The 19,096-nt window shown below is 71.5% G+C and carries 15 protein-coding genes; 4 read left to right on the forward strand and 11 right to left on the reverse strand.

Annotated features, from left to right (window positions below; genetic code table 11):
- On the reverse strand, positions 1 to 645 hold the full coding sequence (locus ABT297_RS26725; protein WP_350554432.1) for a histidine phosphatase family protein: 645 nt from the start codon (positions 643 to 645) through the stop codon (positions 1 to 3).
- A complete protein-coding gene (gene hemL / locus ABT297_RS26730; protein WP_350554434.1) occupies positions 642 to 1,982 on the reverse strand; it encodes a glutamate-1-semialdehyde 2,1-aminomutase in 1,341 nt (446 codons plus the stop codon). Before hemL ends, ABT297_RS26725 begins: the two co-directional genes overlap by 4 nt.
- 101 nt (positions 1,983 to 2,083) lie before the next feature.
- Between hemL and ABT297_RS26735 the strand changes: the two genes are divergently transcribed.
- Positions 2,084 to 2,407, forward strand: coding sequence for an STAS domain-containing protein (locus ABT297_RS26735; protein ID WP_350554463.1), 324 nt, complete (start codon positions 2,084 to 2,086; stop codon positions 2,405 to 2,407).
- 21 nt (positions 2,408 to 2,428) lie between these two features.
- Here the strand turns inward: ABT297_RS26735 and ABT297_RS26740 are convergent, their stop codons facing one another.
- Both ABT297_RS26740 and ABT297_RS26745 read right to left on the reverse strand, forming a co-directional pair.
- Positions 2,429 to 3,007, reverse strand: a complete 579-nt coding sequence (locus ABT297_RS26740; protein ID WP_350554436.1) for a response regulator — start codon at positions 3,005 to 3,007, stop codon at positions 2,429 to 2,431.
- Positions 3,008 to 3,053: 46 nt separating this feature from the next.
- On the reverse strand, positions 3,054 to 7,439 hold the full coding sequence (locus tag ABT297_RS26745) for a HAMP domain-containing protein (RefSeq protein WP_350554438.1): 4,386 nt from the start codon (positions 7,437 to 7,439) through the stop codon (positions 3,054 to 3,056).
- A gap of 176 nt (positions 7,440 to 7,615) precedes the next feature.
- Between ABT297_RS26745 and ABT297_RS26750 the strand changes: the two genes are divergently transcribed.
- Positions 7,616 to 9,490: a SpoIIE family protein phosphatase gene (locus ABT297_RS26750; RefSeq protein WP_350554440.1), complete on the forward strand. Its 1,875-nt coding sequence runs from the start codon at positions 7,616 to 7,618 to the stop codon at positions 9,488 to 9,490.
- An 11-nt stretch (positions 9,491 to 9,501) separates the two neighbouring features.
- Here the strand turns inward: ABT297_RS26750 and ABT297_RS26755 are convergent, their stop codons facing one another.
- The 4 genes from ABT297_RS26755 to ABT297_RS26770 form a co-directional block, all read right to left on the reverse strand.
- A complete protein-coding gene (locus ABT297_RS26755) occupies positions 9,502 to 11,217 on the reverse strand; it encodes a mannosyltransferase family protein (protein WP_350554442.1) in 1,716 nt (571 codons plus the stop codon).
- The gene (locus tag ABT297_RS26760) at positions 11,204 to 11,665 is read right to left on the reverse strand and encodes a PH domain-containing protein (protein ID WP_350554444.1); all 462 of its coding nucleotides are present in this window, start codon (positions 11,663 to 11,665) and stop codon (positions 11,204 to 11,206) included. Before ABT297_RS26760 ends, ABT297_RS26755 begins: the two co-directional genes overlap by 14 nt.
- Positions 11,666 to 12,044: 379 nt before the next feature.
- Positions 12,045 to 12,971 (reverse strand): menaquinone biosynthesis prenyltransferase MqnP, encoded by a 927-nt coding sequence (mqnP, locus tag ABT297_RS26765; protein WP_350554446.1) that lies wholly within the window; start codon positions 12,969 to 12,971, stop codon positions 12,045 to 12,047.
- A complete protein-coding gene (locus ABT297_RS26770) occupies positions 12,968 to 14,428 on the reverse strand; it encodes a menaquinone biosynthesis decarboxylase (protein WP_350554448.1) in 1,461 nt (486 codons plus the stop codon). The genes mqnP and ABT297_RS26770 overlap by 4 nt, the downstream gene beginning before the upstream one ends.
- Positions 14,429 to 14,527: 99 nt before the next feature.
- Here ABT297_RS26770 and ABT297_RS26775 point away from each other — a divergent pair, with 99 nt between their 5' ends.
- Entirely contained in the window at positions 14,528 to 15,166 is a 639-nt protein-coding gene (locus ABT297_RS26775; protein WP_350554450.1) for a UbiX family flavin prenyltransferase, read from the forward strand.
- Here ABT297_RS26775 and ABT297_RS26780 read toward each other — a convergent pair.
- Positions 15,123 to 15,356, reverse strand: coding sequence for a BldC family transcriptional regulator (locus ABT297_RS26780; RefSeq protein WP_350554451.1), 234 nt, complete (start codon positions 15,354 to 15,356; stop codon positions 15,123 to 15,125). The genes ABT297_RS26775 and ABT297_RS26780 overlap by 44 nt on opposite strands.
- A gap of 185 nt (positions 15,357 to 15,541) precedes the next feature.
- On the opposite strand from ABT297_RS26780, the gene ABT297_RS26785 reads away from it, so the two are divergent.
- Positions 15,542 to 15,988: an Lrp/AsnC family transcriptional regulator gene (locus ABT297_RS26785; protein ID WP_350554453.1), complete on the forward strand. Its 447-nt coding sequence runs from the start codon at positions 15,542 to 15,544 to the stop codon at positions 15,986 to 15,988.
- A 5-nt stretch (positions 15,989 to 15,993) separates the two neighbouring features.
- Here the strand turns inward: ABT297_RS26785 and ABT297_RS26790 are convergent, their stop codons facing one another.
- Together ABT297_RS26790 and ABT297_RS26795 are read right to left on the reverse strand one after the other, a co-directional pair.
- Positions 15,994 to 16,599: a putative glycolipid-binding domain-containing protein gene (locus ABT297_RS26790; RefSeq protein ID WP_350554455.1), complete on the reverse strand. Its 606-nt coding sequence runs from the start codon at positions 16,597 to 16,599 to the stop codon at positions 15,994 to 15,996.
- Between the two features lie 47 nt (positions 16,600 to 16,646).
- Entirely contained in the window at positions 16,647 to 17,957 is a 1,311-nt protein-coding gene (locus ABT297_RS26795; RefSeq protein WP_350554465.1) for a DEAD/DEAH box helicase, read from the reverse strand.
- Positions 17,958 to 19,096: the final 1,139 nt, after the last annotated feature.

Raw genomic sequence — 19,096 nt, forward strand, 5'->3', positions numbered from 1 at the left:
TCACGCCCCCTTGGCCTGGCGCGCCGAGGCCGACAGCGCGATGAGGTGGGCGGCGGGCTCGGAATACGCGATGCCGACGATCTTGGTGTCCTCGAAGTGGAAGCTGGTCATGCTGGCCAGGGCGCACTCGCGGCGGCGCGGGTCATGCCACAGCCGCTTCTTCTCCACGTGCCGGCGCAGCGTCCAGATCGGCAACTGGTGGGATACGCACACGGCCTCATGTCCCTCCGCCGCCTCGCGGGCCGCCATCAGCGCGGCGAACATGCGCGCCGCGATCGCCGTGTAGGCCTCGCCCCAGGACGGGGTCCTCGGGTCACGCAGCACCCACCAGTTGCGCGGGTCGCGCAGCGCGCCGTCGCCCACGCTGACCCGCTTGCCCTCGAAGAAGTTGGCGCTCTCGATCAGCCGGTCGTCGATCGCGGTCGTCAGGCCGAGCTGCTCGGCGAAGGGCGCGGCGGTCTGCTGGGCGCGCTCCAGCGGGCTCGCCACCAGGTGGGTGATGTCCCGGCCGGACACCGCCTCGGCCGCGGCCTTGGCCATCTGCACGCCGAGCTCGGAGAGCCGGTAGCCGGGGAGGCGGCCATAGAGCACCTTGTCCGGGTTGTAGACCTCGCCGTGGCGCAGCATGTGGACGACGGTCTTCATGCCCGCTGGGTCCCAGCCTGCGCCGCGGCTCGCGCCGCGTGGGGCAGCGCCGCCTCGAGCACCGAGAGCCCCTCGTCGTCGATCGCCGTGGAGACGAACCAGGACTCGTACGCGCTCGGCGGGAGGTACACGCCGCGGGAGAGCATCTCGTGGAAGAAGGCCCGGAACGCGCCCACGTCCTGTGTCTGCGCGTCGGCGAACGAGTGCACCGGCCGGTCGGTGAAGAAGATCGAGAACATGCTGCCGGCGGAGGACAGCACGTGCGGTACACCCGCGGCGGAAAGCGCCTCGGAGGCGAGCTTGCCGATCGTGACCGCGGTCGCGTCCAGGCGGGCGTAGACCTCCGGGGTGGCCAGGCGCAGCGTCGCCAGGCCCGCGGCACAGGCCAGCGGGTTTCCGGAGAGGGTCCCGGCCTGGTACACCGGGCCGGCCGGGGCCAGTCGCCCCATGATCTCGGCGCGCCCGCCGAACGCCGCGGCCGGCATGCCGCCGCCCATGACCTTGCCGTACGTATACAGATCCGCGTCCACCGGCTCGAGCCCCGCCCAGCCGGAGCGGCTGACCCGGAAACCGGTCATGACCTCGTCGAGGATGAGCAGCGCGCCGTGGCGGTGTGCGAGCTCGGCGAGCTTCGCGTTGAACCCGTCGCGCGGGGCGACGACGCCCATGTTGCCGGCCGCCGCCTCGGTGATGACCGCGGCGATCTGGTCACCGTGGGCCTCGAAGGCCGCCTCGACCGCGGCGACGTCGTTGTACGGCAGGACCAGGGTGTCGCCGGCCGCCGCCCCCGTCACGCCGGGCGAGTCGGGCAGCGCGAGCGTGGCCACCCCGGAGCCGGCCGCGACCAGCAGCGCGTCGACGTGCCCGTGGTAGCAGCCGGAGAACTTGACCACCTTCGGCCGCCCGGTGAACCCGCGCGCCAGCCGCAGGGCGCTCATCGTCGCCTCGGTGCCGGAGTTGACCAGGCGCACCTGGTCGACGGGCGTGCGCGCGACGATCTCCTCGGCGAGCGCGACCTCGCCGGGCGTCGGCGTGCCGAAGCTGGTGCCGCGCGCGGCCGCGGCGGTGATCGCCGCGACGACCTCGGGATGAGCGTGGCCGAGGATCAGCGGTCCCCACGAGCAGACCAGGTCGAGGTAGCGCCGATTGTCGGCGTCGGTGAGCCAGCAGCCGGAGCCGCTGACCATGAAGCGCGGAGTGCCTCCGACTGCCCGGAATGCCCGGACAGGTGAATTCACCCCACCCGGCACGATGGCCTGGGCACGGTCGAACAGGGCCTGCGATGCCGGCGCGTCACCCGCGTGCGGGCCGAGACCGGCGGCGTCAAAATCGGTCACAGCCTGCCCATTCTGACAGCCGCGCCGGACCGGCTCCGCGCGGCCCTCGGGCCCGTGTGCCCGAGACCACTGCGGGGGCGGGTCAGATATAGGCTGTGGCGGTGGATCGCCCCGATCTCTCCGTTTCCGTACACCGCGCCCCGACCGAGACCGTGGTGGCGCTGACGGGTGAGATCGACATGTCGACGGTGCCGCGGCTGGCCGCGGCCGTGAACGATGTGCTGAACGAGCCCCCGGCGCGGGTCGTGCTGGACATGGCCGGTGTGACATTCTGCGATTCGCAGGGGCTCGGGACGCTGGTGGTGCTCAGCCGGAAGGCGACGCTGGCGCAGAGCTATCTGGTGCTGGTCAACGTGGGCGCGTTCCTGATCCGCGTCCTGGACATCACCGGCCTGCGCAACGCGCTGATGATCCAAGAGTCATAACGCCGCGCGCCCGGCGGGCGATCAGAGGTTGGCTCGGGCCTTCGCCAGGGCGGCCATCGCCTTCTCGACCTGCTCGCGGCCCAGCTCGCCGTCCGCGGCCAGGGCGCCCTTCAGCAGCGCCGTCGCCTCATCGAGGGCCACGCCCGCGTGGCGCAGCTCGGCCTCGCGCGCGCGGACCAGCTCCGACTGCGCCGCCAGCTGCTGCGTCATCGTCCAGAGCTCGACGAAGACGGAGACCTTCGCGCGCAGTACCCACGGGTCGAACGGCTTGGTCAGGTAGTCCACGGCGCCGGCGGCGTAGCCGCGCAGCGCGAGATGCGAGTCCCGGTCCGCGGCGGTGAGGAAGATGATCGGCACGTGGCGCGTGCGCTCGCGGCGCTTGATGTGCCGGGCCGTCTCGAAGCCGTCCATCGTGGGCATCTGAGCGTCGAGGAGGATCAGTGCGAAATCGTCGACGAGCAGGCACTTGAGCGCCTCCTCGCCGCTGTCGGCGCCGACGGTCTGCACCGGCAGGCCCTGCAGGATCGCCTCCAGGGCCAGCAGGTTGTCCCGCCGGTCGTCGACGAGCAGCACCTTCGCCGGCCGATCCGGTCCAGTCAAGGATGCCGCTCCCTTCGCGAAGTTTCCCGGTGTCGTCTGAGGCAACTTACACCGCGCGGCCATCCCCATTCACCCAAGCGGCCATCACGTCAAGCAGCTCGTCGAGGTCGACCGGCTTGGTGATGTAGTCGCTCGCGCCCGCGGCGAGCGAGGACTCCCGGTCGCCGGGCATCGCCTTCGCGGTCAGGAACACCACCGGGAGGTCGGCGAAGCGGCGGTTGCGGCGGATCGCGCGGGTCGTCTCGTTGCCGTCCTGGTCGGGCATCATCGCGTCCATCAGCACGATGTTCACGCCGGGGTGCTCGGAGAGGATCCGGACGCCGTCGGTGCCGTTGTCGGCGTACAGCACCGTCATCCCGTGCAGCTCGAGCGCGCTGGTCAGGGCGAACACGTTGCGCACGTCGTCGTCGACGATGAGCACCGTGGCGCCGTCGAGCTGGTGGGCCGCGGCCGTGGGGCGGCGCTCCGACGCCGGCAGCGAGCGCAGCATCGGTGCGGCGGACAGCTGACGTCCGGGCGGCGACTGGGGTTGTGGCTGGGACTGCGGCTGGGCCGGGACCGGGTGGATGGCCGGCATCACCTCGGTCGCGATGACGTCCGGCAGGTACAGCGTGAAGATGGCCCCGCTCCCGACCTCGGACGTCACGCCGATCGCGCCGCCGAGCAGGCGGGCCAGCTCGCGGCTGATCGACAGGCCGAGCCCCGTGCCGCCGTACTTGCGGCTCGTCGTGCCGTCGGCCTGCTGGAACGCCTCGAAGATCAGCGCCACCTTGTCGTCGGAGATGCCGATGCCGGTGTCGGAGACCGCGAACTGGATCACGCGGCGAGCGCCGGCCAGCGTCGGCGCGGAGAAGGCGAGCCCGGCCGGCGCGACCCCGATGGCCAGCGTCACCGAGCCGTGGTCGGTGAACTTCACCGCGTTGGAGACCAGGTTGCGCAGGATCTGCTGCAGCCGCTGCGGGTCGGTGACGATCGCCGGCGGCAGCGCGGGATCGGCCACCACGGTGAAGTCGAGGCCCTTGTCCTCGGCCTGCGGGGCGAAGGCCTGCTCGACATACGCCCGGATGTCCTCGAACGAAACCTCGCCCGGCTCGACGTCCATCCGGCCGGCCTCGATCTTCGACAGGTCCAGGATGTCGTCGATCAGCGCCAGCAGGTCGGAGCCGGCGTTGTGGATGGTCGCGGCGAACTCGATCTGCCGGGCGGTCAGGTTGTCGTCCGGGTTGTCGGCGAGCAGGCGGGACAGCAGCAGCATCGAGTTGAGCGGGGTCCGCAGCTCGTGGCTCATGTTGGCCAGGAACTCCGACTTGTACTGCGAGGCCTGCGCGAGCTGCTGCGCCTTCTCCTCCAGGCCGAGGCGCGCCATCTCGATCTCGCGGTTCTGCTTCTCGATGTTGCCCTTCTGCTCCGACAGCAGCGTCGCCTTCTCCTCGAGCTCGGCGTTGGTGCGCTGCAGCTCCGCCGACTGGTCCTGCAGCTCGAGGGCCAGCCGCTGGGACTGCGACAGCAGTTCCTCGGTGCGCCGGTTGGCGAGGATGGTCCTGAGTGCCACGCCGATCGTGACCACGAGCCGGTCGAGGAACGCCAGGTGCAGGTCGCTGAACGGCGACACGCTGCCGAACTCGATCACGCCGAGCGGCTCACCCTCGAACAGCACGGGCAGCACGACCAGGTCGGCCGGCGGGGTCTCGGCAAGGCCGGAGCGCACCTGCAGCCGGCTGTTCGGCGCGGCCTTCACGCGGATCGCCCGGCGCGACAGCGACGCCTGGCCGATCAGGCCCTCGCCGGGGGCGAAGCTGATGTCGGCGCCGGGAGCCACGAACCCGTACGACGCCTCGAGGCGCAGCCGCAGCCCGCTCGCGGCGTCGGCGCCGGACAGGAAGAACGCGCCGATCTGGGCGTCGACCAGGGGCGTCACCTCGGCCATGATCATGCGGCAGACCTCGCCGAGGTCGCGCTGGCCCTGCAGCAGGCCGCCGACGCGGGCCAGGTTGGAGTCGAGCCAGCCCTGCTCGGCGTTCTTCTTGGTGGTCTCGCGCAGGGTCACGATCATCTGGTTGATGTTGTCCTTGAGCTCGGCCACCTCGCCGAGCGCCTCGACCGCGATCCGCTGGGTGAGGTCGCCGCGGGTCACCGCCGTGGACACCTGCGAGATGGCGCGCAGCTGGGTGGTCAGCGTCGAGGCGAGCTGGTTGACGTTTTCGGTGAGGTCGCGCCAGGTGCCGGAGACGCCGCGTACCTGGGCCTGTCCGCCGAGCTTGCCCTCCGAGCCGACCTCGCGGGCCACGCGGGTGACCTCGTCGGCGAAGGAGGAGAGCTGGTCGACCATGGTGTTGACGGTGTTCTTGAGCTCGAGGATCTCGCCGTGCGCGTCGACGGTGATCTTCTGGGACAGGTCGCCGCGGGCCACCGCCGTGGTCACCTGCGCGATGTTGCGGACCTGGCTGGTGAGGTTGGACGCCATCGAGTTGACGTTGCCGGTCAGGTCCCGCCAGGTGCCGGACACGCCCTTCACCTGCGCCTGTCCGCCGAGCTTGCCTTCGGTGCCGACCTCGCGGGCGACGCGGGTGACCTCGTCGGCGAAGGAGGAGAGCTGGTCGACCATGGTGTTCACCGTCGACTTCAGGGCCAGGATCTCGCCCTGCGCGTCGACGGTGATCTTCTGCGACAGGTCGCCGCGGGCCACCGCCGTCGCCACCTGGGAGATGTTGCGGACCTGGGCGGTCAGGTTGGAGGCCATGAAGTTCACGTTGTCGGTCAGGTCGCGCCATGTCCCGGCGACGCCCCGCACCTGCGCCTGGCCGCCGAGCTTGCCTTCGGTGCCGACCTCGCGGGCGACGCGGGTGACCTCGTCGGCGAAGGAGGAGAGCTGGTCGACCATGGTGTTGACGGTGGACTTGAGCTCCAGGATCTCGCCGCGGGCGTCGACGGTGATCTTCTGGGACAGGTCGCCGCGGGCCACGGCGGTGGCGACCTGGGCGATGTTGCGGACCTGGCTGGTCAGGTTGGACGCCATGAAGTTGACGTTGTCGGTGAGGTCGCGCCATGTGCCCGCGACGCCGGTGACCTGGGCCTGGCCGCCGAGCTTGCCTTCGGTGCCGACCTCGCGGGCGACGCGGGTGACCTCGTCGGCGAAGGAGGAGAGCTGGTCGACCATGGTGTTGACGGTGGACTTGAGCTCCAGGATCTCGCCGCGGGCGTCGACGGTGATCTTCTGGGACAGGTCGCCGCGCGCCACCGCCGTCGAGACCTGGGCGATGTTGCGGACCTGGCTGGTCAGGTTGGACGCCATGAAGTTGACGTTGTCGGTGAGGTCGCGCCATGTGCCCGCGACGCCGGTGACCTGGGCCTGGCCGCCGAGCTTGCCTTCGGTGCCGACCTCGCGGGCCACGCGGGTCACCTCGTCGGCGAACGAGGAGAGCTGGTCGACCATCGTGTTGACGGTGTCCTTGAGCTCCAGGATCTCGCCCTGCGCCGCGACGGTGATCTTCTGGGACAGGTCGCCGCGGGCCACGGCGGTGGCGACCTGGGCGATGTTGCGGACCTGGCTGGTCAGGTTGGACGCCATCGAGTTGACGTTGTCGGTGAGGTCCTTCCAGGTGCCGGCGACGCCCGGCACGTCGGCCTGGCCGCCGAGCTTGCCCTCGGTGCCGACCTCGCGGGCCACCCGGGTCACCTGCTCGGCGAAGATCCGCAGCGTGTCGACCAGCGAGTTGATCGTCTCCGCCAGCTCGGCGACCTCGCCCTTCGCGCTCACCGTGATCTTCTGCGACAGGTCGCCGCGCGCCACGGCCGTCGCCGCCATCGAGATCGACCGGACCTGGCCGGTCAGGTTGGCCGCCATCGAGTTCACCGAGTCGGTGAGGTCGCGCCAGGTGCCGGCGACGCCGGTGACCTGGGCCTGTCCGCCGAGCTTGCCCTCGGTGCCGACCTCGCGGGCCACCCGGGTCACCTCGTCGGCGAACGACGAGAGCTGGTCGACCATCGTGTTGACCGTGCGGCCGATCGTCATGAACTCGCCGCGCAGCGGCCGCCCGTCGATCTCCAGCGCCAACTGCTGGGTGAGGTCGCCCTCGGCCACCGCCACGATCACGCGGGCGATCTCCGTGGTCGGGCGCCCCAGGTCGTCGATGAGCGAGTTGACCGCGTGGATGCGGTCCAGCCAGGCGCCCTCGAAGCCCTCCTCGTCGAGCCGCTCGGTCATGCGACCCTCGCGCCCGACGACCCGGCTGATGCGCAGCACGTCTCGCGTGTGCCGGAGCTTCATCTCCGCCAGCCGGTTGAAGCGCTCGACCACCTCGCCGGGCAGCCCGTCGCGCCGGCTCAGCCGGATCTTGAAATCGCCGGCCGTCAGCCGGTCCAGCGCCGTGGACAGCTCCTCCAGCAGCAGTGTTTCCGGACTCTTCTGGGTGACTTCTTCGACTGTGGTCATAGCGTCTCCACCGGTCTCGGGGGCAGGCGGTGTCCACCCATCGTCGTCCTTCAGGTTGGATTGTTACCACCGTTCAGTGGAGACTGCGATACGTGACATCCCAGACCGTCCGGAGAATCAGGCTCCCGGCCGACCATAGCTCTCCCGGTCTGGCCCGCGAGGCAATCCGGACGATCATGCACGAACGGGACCTCGGCGCGATCCAGGACGAGGCGCTGCTGCTCATCACCGAGCTCACTACGAACAGCGTTGTACACGCCGGCACCGACGTCGACGTGGAGATCACGGCAAGTAACGATTCGCTCACAGTATCTGTGCTGGACTTCCGGCCCGGCACGGTCACGCCCAGCTTTCCCGACGCCTCCTCCGGCGAGGTGCCGGAGCGCGGCCGCGGTCTGCTGCTCGTCGAGCAGCTGGCCACCGCCTGGGGAACGCTGCACTTCGCCGGCGGCAAGGGCGTGTGGTTTCGGCTCGACCGGCCGTCGCCGGGCACGCCGGGCGAGCCGGCCGTCGCCCCCGCGATCGACCTGCCATCGGCGGTCGACGCGCTGACCTGGTCGGGCCGGGGGACCTCGCTCGAGGAGATCGCCGAGGAGCTGCTGCAGCGGCTGTGCCGGGCGATCGGCGCGCAGGGCGCGGCCCTCACCGTCGACGAGGGCGAGGGGCCGCGCATCGCCGCGGCGTACGGGCGCGTCGGCACCTCGACCGACAGCGGCCGCCGCGTGCCACTGCGCGTCGCCCGGCCCTGGCGCGCCGAGCTGCTCGTGGTCGGCGGCACCGCAGGCCCGGGCAGCCCGTACGCGCGCCCGCTCACCGCCCTCGCCGCCGACCGCCTGACGCTGCTGGTCGAGAACCACCGGCTGCGCCGCGCCGACGCCGAGCGGCGCGCCTGGCTCATGTTCCTCGCCGAGGCCGGCGAACTGCTCGCCCAGTCCCTCGACGTCGAGCTCACACTGGCCCTGATCCCCCGGCTGGTGGTGCCGCGGCTCGGCCAGTGGTGCGCGATCCACGCCGCCGACGCCGGGGGCGATCTGCGCCTGGCCGCCGCCGCCCACGCCGACGAGTCGCTGATCGGCGGCCTGCGCGACGCGCTCGCCCAGGCCACCCCGGAGCTGAAGGAGGCGATGGGTACCGATGCCGTCGTACCGCTGGCGCCGCCCCTGGAGGGCTACGTCGTCGCCCTCATCGCCCGCGGCCAGCACCTCGGCACGCTGACGGTCGGCGGCAACCGCGACACCTGGCAGCGCGCCGAGGAGGTGGCGGTCGTCGAGGACGTGGCCCGCCGGGCCGCTCTGGCCATCGACAACGCGAACATCCACGCGGAGCGGCGCAGCGTGGCCCAGGCCCTGCAGCGCTCCCTCCTGCCGCCCCAGCTGCCGAAGTCCGAGGGGGTCGAGTTCGGCGCCGAGTACGTGCCGACCGGCGGGGGCGTCGACGTCGGCGGCGACTTCTACGACGTGGTCCCGCTCTCCAGCCGTCGCTGGCTCGTCGTGGTCGGCGACGTCTCCGGCAAGGGCGTGCAGGCCGCCACCGTGACCGGCCTGGTTCGCGACGTGACCCGGGTGCTGGTCCGCGACGGCCGGCCGCTGCCGGAGGTGCTGCTGCGCCTCAACGAGACCCTGCTGGAGCGCGGCGGCGGGCGCTTCTGCACGCTCTGCCTGGCCCAGGTCCTGCGCCGCCAGGACGGGCGGCTCGACGTCACGCTGCACCTGGCCGGCCACGACCAGCCGGTCCTGCTGCGCGCGGACGGGCGCACCGAGCTCGTCGGCGCGTGCGGTACGGCGCTGGGCCTGCTCGACACCATCAGCACCCCGCGCGCGCAGGTCTCGCTGGACCCCGGCGACACGCTCATCTTCTTCACCGACGGCGTCACCGAGCGGCGCCGCGGCATCGACCTCTTCGGCGTCGACCGGCTCCGCGACGAGGCCGCCAACCTGGCCGGCTTCCCGGCCGACGTGGTGGCGGCCCGGCTGCGGGCGCGCACGCTGGGCTTCTCGCCCGAGTCGCCGCGCGACGACATCGCCATCTTCGCCGTACGCAACGACGCCTGACGCGCGCCCGGTTACGCCACCCAGCCGGAGTGCAGGAAGTGGGCGGCCAGCACGCCCTGGGTGGCCAGGAACGCGGCGAGCAGCGTCCGGTCCAGCCATCGGTTGCGGCCCATCCGGCCGAGCATCATGAACGCCGGGAAGACCTCGAGACCGATCCGCGAGGCGGAGTACAGCGGGTACGGGATGTCGGCGGTATACCGGCTCGGAAAGCTGATCATGAAGATCAGCAGGGCGGCGCCGAGCAGCGGGAACAGCAGTTGATCGCGGCGCAGGCGCCAGGGGCCGGCGAGGGCGAGCACCAGCAGTACGCCCAGCAGCGCCACCGTGGCGAGTTCCAGGAGGTTGTGGGTCCAGATCTCGGTGAACGGCGGCCCGGGGGCGCGGGCGGCGTCGATCGGGGCGCGCCACGGCCACGCCAGGTGCCGGCCCCAGTGCGCGGCCTGGGTGTGCGAGAAGGCGAGCGCATCGCCGTACGCGATTCGATCGGCGATCATCACGGCACCCAGGCCGAGCGGGATGAGCAGCATGGCCGGCGCGCTCGCCGCGATCCGGCCGTGGTGGCCCGGCGCGCGATCCCCGCGTGGGATGTCGCGACCGCCTGGCGCAGGCCGATCATCGCGCCGTTCGGCGCCGCCCGGCTTCTGTCGCCGGCGCAGCCCCGGCCGGGCTCGGTGCGCACCTTCGCCGTGCGTCGCGACGTAAGCGCCGGCTCCGCGTGTCGCGGCAGGAGCGCCGCCCTCGGGTGGTGCGTCGTGTGCCTCGAGCTGCGCGCCGGTCCTGTGCGCCGCAGTGTCGGCGTTGGCTCCGTGCGCTGCGGCATGGGTGCTGGCTTCGTGCGATCCGCCACGGGTGCTGGCTTCGTGCGACCCGGCGTCGGCGCCGGGCCCGTGTGGTGCGGCATGGGTGCTGGAGCCGTCTGCCCCGGCGTGGGCGCGAACCTCCTGCGTCGCATCGCGGGCGCTGATTACGACCAATGATGATTTGTCGGATAAATTCGGTCGCGGTGTTTCCGGATTTCTCCGGATTTTCCGGTTCAGCACGAGGGCACGAGCGCGGACATAGACGCGCGTGCGGAAGTAGCTCTGCGAGCGGAAATAGGTCCGCGGGCGGAGATAGCCGTGCGTGCGGGCGTACTCGAAGGCGAAGGCGAACAGCAGGAGGATCCCGGCCGAGCGCGTCGCCGCCGCCAGCGCGCCCAGGGCGCCGGCGCGCCACCAGTGCTCGCGGCGCAGGCAGTACACCGTCGCGGTCAGCAGGGCGATGAACAGGCCCTCGTTGTAGGCGGCGCTCAGGAAGAAGGCGGTCGGGAAGGCCACCAGGTAGAAGATCGTGCGGCCGGCGGCGGCGCGGCCGAGCTCGTGCTCCGTGAGCCGGAACAGCACGATCAGCGCCGCGAGCAGGGCGGCGTTGGCGACCAGGAGGGCCGCGACCCACGAACGGCCCAGGCACAGCGGCGTGAAGAGCCGGATCAGCAGAGGGTACAGCGGGAAGAACGCCGCCGGAGAGGCGTCCCCGGTGCGCTGATAGCCGTGCTCGGCGATCGCGATGAACCAGGGCGAGTCGTACTGCGTGGCCCACAGCCGGGCGACCTGCGCGGCAGAGCGGTGGCGGCCCTGGTCGCCGATCCAGGCGAACGCCGAGACGGCGACCAGCCCGGCCCGGCTCGCGGCGAAGATCGCGAGGCCGGACAGCAGCGCCCGCCGCCAGGGGCCGTCAGCCGCTCCCACCGGCGGTCCGGATGCGGACGAGCTCGTCGGCGACGTCGGCTGGGCGGGCGTTCAGGTCGTAGTTGCTCAGCAGGTACAGCATGTCGCCAGCGTCGATCTCCACGAACTCGCTGCGCAGGCCGGCGCGGGTCCGTGAGTCGACGCGCACCCGCTCGATCTGCGACCAAGCGAGGCGGCGGCGTCCCGCGTAGCCGGCGACGACGGTCACGCCGTCCGGGTCGGCCTCCAGCCGGACCGGGGCCAGCAAGTCGCGCAGCGCGTACGCGCCGGCGACGACGGTCGCGACCAGGGCGGCGCTCAGCGCCGGCCGGTCCTCGGCGAGGAGGACAGCGGCGAGCGCCAGCAGCACGGTGACGGCGCACTTGAGCGCCGTGAACCCCGGCGAAACCCGCCAGCGACGGCTGGTCGGCGTCGCCGCGGGCTGTTCGGAAAAGGCACCGTTGCGCATATGCACACTCCTACGATTACGCGATCCGGCCGCCCCGCACGGGGTAAGCGGCAAGAATCGCCTGCAGCATGAGGAACAGGGCGAGCACGACCCGATCGAGCACCGAGCGCGCCGGGAACACCTCGGACACCGCGGCCGCGCTCGACCCGCTCCGACACCGCAGCCGCGTTCGGCCGCGCTCGGCCGCGCTCGGCCTTGCTCGCCGCGAAGATCCCGGGCATGGGCAGCATGGCCCGCCGCCATGGCCGGTCGGCCACCTCCGGTGCGGCCGGCTGCCGGGCCTCCCGCTCCGCATCCGTCCGCGGCATCGTGGAAGCGCCGGTCATGCCGTCGCCCTCACCTCGCCCCGGCCGCTACGCATCGCTCCGGGCCGGTCACGTCAGGGCCTCAGCCCGCCGCGGACGACCAGGTCGAGCAGGGCGAACACGAACAGCGCGATGCCGACGAACCCGTTGGCGGTGAAGAACGCCCGGTTGACCCGCGACAGGTCGCCGGGGCGCACGATCGAGTGCTCGTAGACAAAGGCCACCGCGGTCACGAACAGGCCGATCCACCACAGCCAGCCCAGGCCGACCAGCTGACCGAACCAGGCGAACAGGGCGAACGTCACAACGTGCGCGATCGTCGACAGGTGCAGGGCGAACGGGACGCCATAGCGGGCCGGGACCGAGTGCACGCCGATCTCCCGGTCGATCTCGGTGTCCTGACAGGCGTAGATCAGGTCGAAGCCGCCGATCCACAGCCCGACCGCGACGCCGAGCACCCAGGCCGGCCCGGAGCCGCGCAGGTCGCCGGTGATCGCCAGCCACGCGCCGACCGGCCCGACGAGCTGTGCCAGGCCCAGGATCGCGTGGGGCCAGTTGGTGAAGCGCTTGCCGTACGGATACACGACCAGGGGCACCACGGCCAGCGGCGCGAGCGCGAGGCAGAGCGGGTTGAGCAGGGCCGCGGCGCCGAGGAACACGACCAGGGCGACGGCCGCGCCGGTCCACGCGGTGCGCACGCTCACCGCACCGGTCACCAGCTCGCGCTTGGCGGTGCGCGGGTTTCGCGCGTCGACGCGCCGGTCGATGATCCGATTGGCGGCCATCGCGAACGTGCGGGCGCCGACCATGGCGATCGTCACCAGCAGCAGGTCGAGCCAGCGGACGTGCGAGTGGCCGCCCTCCTGCGGGCCGGTCGTCATCGCCGTCAGGGCGGCCAGGTAGGCGAACGGCAGCGCGAACACGGAGTGCTCGATCGCGACGAGCCGCAGGAAGGCCTTGACCCGGCTCGAGGGTGCCTCAGGTGCCTCAGCGAGCGTCACTTGAACCCATACTCTCTCCAGCGCTTGTCGACCCGCGCCACGACCTCGGGCGACATGACCATCTCTTCCGGCCAGCCGCGATGGTAGCCCTCGGCCGCCGTCTTCCGCGTCGCGTCCAGCCCCACCTTGCCGCCCCAGAACTGCTGGTAGGAGGAGTGGTCGAGGTGGTCGACCGGGCCCTGCGTGAGCAGCAGGTCGTGCGAGTAGTCGACGTTGCCGAACGCGCGGAAAGCGACCTCCGCGTAGTCGTGCACGTCGCAGTCCTCGTCCACGACCACGATGAGCTTCGCCAGCGACAGCAGGTGGGCGCCCCAGATCGCGCTCATCACCTTCTGCGCGTGCTTCGGATACCGCTTGCGGATCGAGACGATCACGCAGTTGTGGAACACGCCGGCGGCGGGCAGGTCGTAGTCCACGATGTCCGGGATCAGCAGCTTGAGCAGCGGCAGGAAGATGCGCTCGGTCGCCTTGCCCAGGCCGTGGTCCTCCTGCGGCGGCTTCGACGTGATGATCGAGTGGTAGATCGGCTGGCGGCGCATCGTCATGCACTCCACGTGCAGCACCGGGAAGTCCTCCACCGGCGTGTAGAAGCCGGTGTGGTCGCCGAACGGGCCCTCGGGCAGCCGCTCGCCCGGCTCCAGATAGCCCTCAAGCACGATCTGCGCGTTGGCCGGCACCTGCAGCGGCACGGTCAGGCAGTCGACCATCTCGACCCGCTCGCCGCGCAGGAAACCGGCGAACAGGTATTCGTCGATGTCGGACGGCAGCGGCGCGCTGGCCGTGTAGGAGACCACCGGGTCGGCCCCGATCGCGATCGCCACCGGCAGCCGCTGCCCGAGCCGCTCCGCGACCGCATGATGCGCCGTGGAGTCCTTGTGGATCTGCCAGTGCATGCCCAGCGTGTTGTGACTGTGCTGCTGCAGCCGATAAAGCCCCAGGTTGCGCTTGCCGGTCTCCGGGTGCTTGGTGTGGGTCAGGCCGAAGTTGTGGTAGATCCCGCCGTCGTCCGGCCACACCTGCAGCCCCGGCAGCCGGTTGAGGTCGACCTGGTCGCCCTTGTAGACGACCTCCTGGCACGGCGCGGTCTTGACGTGCTTCGGCGGCAGCGACTTGAGCTGCATGAGCTTGCCGATGCCGTCGCGGATCCCGGCCCAGCCGACCGGGAGCTCGGGCCGCAGCAGCTCGCCGATCCGCGCCCCGACCTCGTCGAGCCGCTCGACGCCGAGCGCCATGGCGGTGCGCCGCTCGGTGCCGAACAGGTTGATGGCGACCGGCATGTCGCCGCGGGTCGGCCGCTCGAACAGCAGGGCCGGCCCACCGGCCCGGACGGTGCGGGTGACGACCTCGCTGATCTCCAGGTGCGGATCGACGGGCGCGGCCACCCGGTGCAACTCGCCCGCCTTCTGCAGGGCGGCCAGGAACTCGTTGAGGTCAGCATAGGGAAATCCGCGCGCCATGCCGTCATCCTCCCAACCGGGTACGACATTTCCCGCAGCGGCCTCCTCGTACGGCCACTCCCAGCCGGGGACCGGCCTGCACCATGGCAGAGTTGGTGCGTGGATGAGCGCAAGCCGTGGGTCGTCGGAGTGTCCGGCGCGTCGGGCACTCCCTACGCGGCGGCCGTGATCCGGGCGCTCTTCGACGCCGGCGAGGCCGTCGACCTCGTCGTTTCGCGCGCGGCACGGCTGACCGTCCTCGACGAGACGGGCGTTTCCTTCCGCGACGCGCACTGGAAGGACGACCTCGCGGCATGGCTCGGCCGCCCGCTGGACGGCGCGGACGCGGCCTACTGGCCGGCCGGCGACCTGGCCGCGGGCCCCAGCAGCGGATCCTACCCGGTCAAGGGCATGCTGATCGTGCCGGCGAGCACGGCGGCGTGCGCCGGCATCGCGATCGGACTGTCCAAGGACCTCCTTCAGCGCGCCGCTGAGGTGAACCTCAAGGAACGCCGCCCGGTCGTGGTCGTGCCACGCGAGACCCCGGTGACGCGCAGCCACCTGGAGCACCTCATCGCACTACACGACGCGGGTGCGGTGATCCTCCCCGCGAGCCCCGGCTTCTATGCCGCCGGCGCCGCGGCCACGGCCGCCCAACTGGTCGACTTCGTCGCCGGCAAGGTTCTCGACGCCGTCGGCGTATCGCACAGTCTCTTCACTCGTTGGTCGGGTGAGCTCGGCCATTCCCGTTCCCGTTAGAGGTGTCATCCAGGGCTTCGTCCCCTTCGAGCAATGCCCTCACCTCGGATTCCCGGAACCGCCGGTGTCCACCCGGGGTTCGGATGCTGCTGATCCGGCCTGCCGCGGCCCATCGCGTCACCGTCTTAGGATCGACGCGAAACAAGGCAGCGACCTCACCAGGCGTCAGCAGACGATCTCCCGTCTCCACGGCCCCTCCTTTACCCTGGGTGGCTCGCCCGATCCGCGCACCCCCATGCTGCGAAGCTGAAAGCGCGAGTCATCCTGGGATGTACGCCCATTACAGCACCGCTCACGTGCCGTGTCCGGGAAACGAGGAAAACGCACTTCTGGGTAATTAGCTGTGTTAAAAGGCCGGCCGTTAGGCTTGTCGCGATGGATGCGATCGACAGGCAGCTTATCGACCTTCTGCGGGACAACGCCCGGCTTCCGTATGCGGAGCTCGCCCGGCAGGTCGGCCTTTCCGCGCCGGCCGTGCACGAGCGCGTCGGCAAGCTCGAAGCCGCCGGGGTGATCCGGGGATACCGAGCCGAGGTGGAGCCCGAGACGCTGGGGCTTCCGCTCACCGCGGTGATCGGGATCGTCCAGGACAGCAGCGGCGACACCGACGCGGTGCTCGATGCCTTGCGTGCCCGCCACGAGATCGAATCCTGCTACTTCATGGCGGGCGAGGAATCGTTTCTGTGCAAGGCGAGGGTGAAAACGATAGGTGATCTGGAGCGGCTGATCGTCGATCTGAACCGCGTCAAGGGCGTGGCGCGCACCCGCACCACGATCGCGCTTTCCACGAAATGGGAGGGGCGGGCGCAGCCGGCGAGTTGAGCGCGTCATGCGAGCGTCGCCAGGCCCGGATACTCGGCCACATAGCCGTCGTCGGTCAGCTCGAGGTCGGCGGTGAAGTTCTCGGAGCGATACCGCACCCGCCGCGGGCCGAGCACCTCGTAGCTCTGCTCCATCGGCAGCACGGCGAGGCTCGGCAGCAGCACCCATGCGGCCTCGATCCGCACCACCGTGCCCGGAGCCGCCCGGTGCAGGCCGAGCCGGCGCACCGGCAGCGTGTCGGTCAGCGGCGAGTTGTGGAGGTCCACGTCCAGCACCGCGTGCAGCCGGTCGGGCTCCTCGATGCCCGCGAACGGCGCGTTGGGCAGCACTCGCTCGAGGTTGCCCTGCTCGCTGGTGGTCACCCGCCAGCGGCCGGCCGCCCGTTCCATGCGTAGCGTGCGCCGCCAGCCTCCGCCCTCGACGGCCAGCTCCAGGCGGGTGCTGACCCAGGCGTCGTCGGTGTGCAGCTCGTATCGGCAGGAATACAGTGTGTTGTCCGAGGCGAACGCGATACCCTTCGCGCGCAGGCCTCGCCTGTCGTCCAGGGTGACGAACTCGCCGCCGGTGGTGTCGGTGCGTTGCCAGGCGAACGCTCGCGGTAGCACGGTCATCCCCGGACCGTATCCGACCGCATGCGTTTTGCGCTGTTCCTAGAAACTCATCCCTGGCTATTTGTTCCTCGGCCGCTCCGGGGCGGCCGGCGGTCGTTCTGCCGGCGGCGACCCGGTGCGGGGGCGGGGCCGTGGTGCTGCACGACGCGCACCGGCACCCCGCTGGGCTGACGGGCGCCGGTGACCTCGGCCAGCGCCGGGTCGCCCGCGCGGACGCGCAGCTCGTTGGGGGTCACGCCGGCCTTGGCCAGCAGCGCCGAGGCCCGGCGCCGCTGCCGGGGCAGCACCAGCGTCACGACCGTGCCCGCCGCGCCGGCCCGTGCGGTGCGCCCGGCCCGGTGCAGGTAGTCCTTCTGGTCACGGGGCAGATCGACGTGTACGACCAGGGACACATCGTCGATGTGGATGCCGCGGGCGGCCACGTCGGTCGCGACGAGCACGTCGACGCTGCCCTCGCGGAACTCGGCCAGCGTGCGGGTGCGCACCCGCTGCGACTTGCCGCCGTGCAACGCGCCGGCCCGCACGCCCACCCGGGCGAACTGCTCCACGAGCTCGTCGACGGCGGCCTGGGTCTTCACGAACAGGATCGTCCGGCCCTTGCGCGCCGCGATCGACGCCGCGATCGCCACCTTGTCGTTGGGGGGCACCAGCAGTACGTGATGATCCATGGAGCCCACGGACGCCACCGGCGGCTCGATTGAGTGCGTGACCGGGTCGACCAGGAACCGCGCGACCAGCGCGTCGACGTCCTTGTCCAGCGTCGCGGAGAACAGCAGCCGCTGCCCCGTCGCCGGCGTCTGCGCCAAGATCTCGGTGACCTCGGGCAGGAAGCCCATGTCGGCCATCTGGTCGGCCTCGTCGAGCACGGTGATCTCCACCGCGTCGAGCCGGCAGGCGCCGCGCTTGATCAGGTCGCCGAGCCGCCCCGGGGTGGCCACGAGCACGTCCACGCCGCGCTCCAGCGACCAGATCTGCCGGTCATACGGCACGCCGCCGACCGCGGTCTTGCAATACAGCCCCAGGGTTTTGGCCAGCGGGGTCAGCGCGTCGTTGACCTGCATCGCCAGCTCGCGCGTCGGCACCAGCACGAGCGCCTTCGGCGCGTGCGGCCGGGAACGGCCCGAGGCGGCCAGGCGGGCGATCATGGGCAGGCCGAAGGCGAGCGTCTTGCCCGAGCCGGTGCGGCCACGGCCGAGCACGTCGCGGCCCGCGAGCACGTCGGGGATGGCCGCGGACTGGATGGGGAAGGGCTCGGTGATGCCCTGGGCATCGAGCGCCCGCACCAGCTTGTGGGGCAGGCCGAGCCCTGCGAAACCGGGTCCGGTGTGGCCCGCCGGGGCGTCGGCCGTGTCGAAGATCGAGGGGAACGAGCTGGGGTCAGCGAGCAGCAAGGAGCTGGGACCTTCCGATTGGAGAACGGCTAAGGCTATCCGATCCCTGTCGTCGAGTCCCAGCCGCCGTGCTGCGGCTCACTTCCGTGGTACTCCACCGAACACGCTGTCCATGTAGTCCCGCGCGAGGGTGACGCTGAGGTACCCGCCGAGGAGCAGCACCACCACGATCACCGCGATGATGATGATCACTCGTCGATTGCCGGACCGCGACGGCGCTTCCTCGTCGTCGTCCGACTCCGTAGTGCCTTGACTCAGGATGTGCCCGGTCAGCGAGCCGGTGTTCTCCAGGGGACTGCCCCCGCCGTCGGCCGAGAGGGGCGACGGCGAGGCGTCACCCGTCCCGCTGTACACAGTGCCGGCGGAGGCCCGCTGGTTCCGGGCCCACGTTCCGTAGCTTTCGGCCGCTGGGGCCTTCTCTAAAGCGGGCTCCTCGTCGGGCGGGGGGATCGCAGGGGGCTGCCGGTGCTCCGGCGCGGGCTGCGCGGGCGCCCCGGTGGAGGGGTAGTCGCCGCCCGGCGCGCGGTTGGCCGGCGGCGGGAAGTCCCCACGCCCGGGCCATTGATGTTGTACCCCATGATCGTCGTTCTCCGTTCCAGGCGCACCGGGGCCCGTACCCGGCATCGGGGGTGGAGCCCACGCCGGCGGCGCGCTCTGCGGCGAGGGCGGTGTGGAAGTGGGCGGTTGTCCCCAACCCTGCTGCGCCGGCGGACTGGACGTCGCCGGCTGGCCCCAGCCCTGCGCGGGCGGGGTCGAGGTCGGAGGCGGGGTCCAGCCCTGCTGCGCGGGCGGCGGGGTCCAGCCCGGCTGCTGTCCGGGCTGTCCCGACGGGTTCCAGCCCGGCTGGGCCGGCGGTACCGAGGCGGGCGGCGGCGTCCAGCCCTGCTGGGGCGGCGGGTTGCCGGCGGGCTGCCAGCCCTGCGCCGGGGGCGCCGACGCGGGCGGGCTCCACCCTGGCTGTCCCCATGCCTGCTGCGCGGGTGGGCTTGATGCCGGCGGCTGTCCCCATGCCTGCTGCGCGGGTGGGCTCGACGCCGGTGGCTGACCCCACGCTTGCTGCGCGGGTGGGCTCGACGCCGGTGGCTGTCCCCATGCTTGCTGCGCGG

The sequence above is a fragment of the Dactylosporangium sp. NPDC000555 genome (assembly GCF_040300025.1).
Lineage (GTDB): Bacteria > Actinomycetota > Actinomycetes > Mycobacteriales > Micromonosporaceae > Dactylosporangium.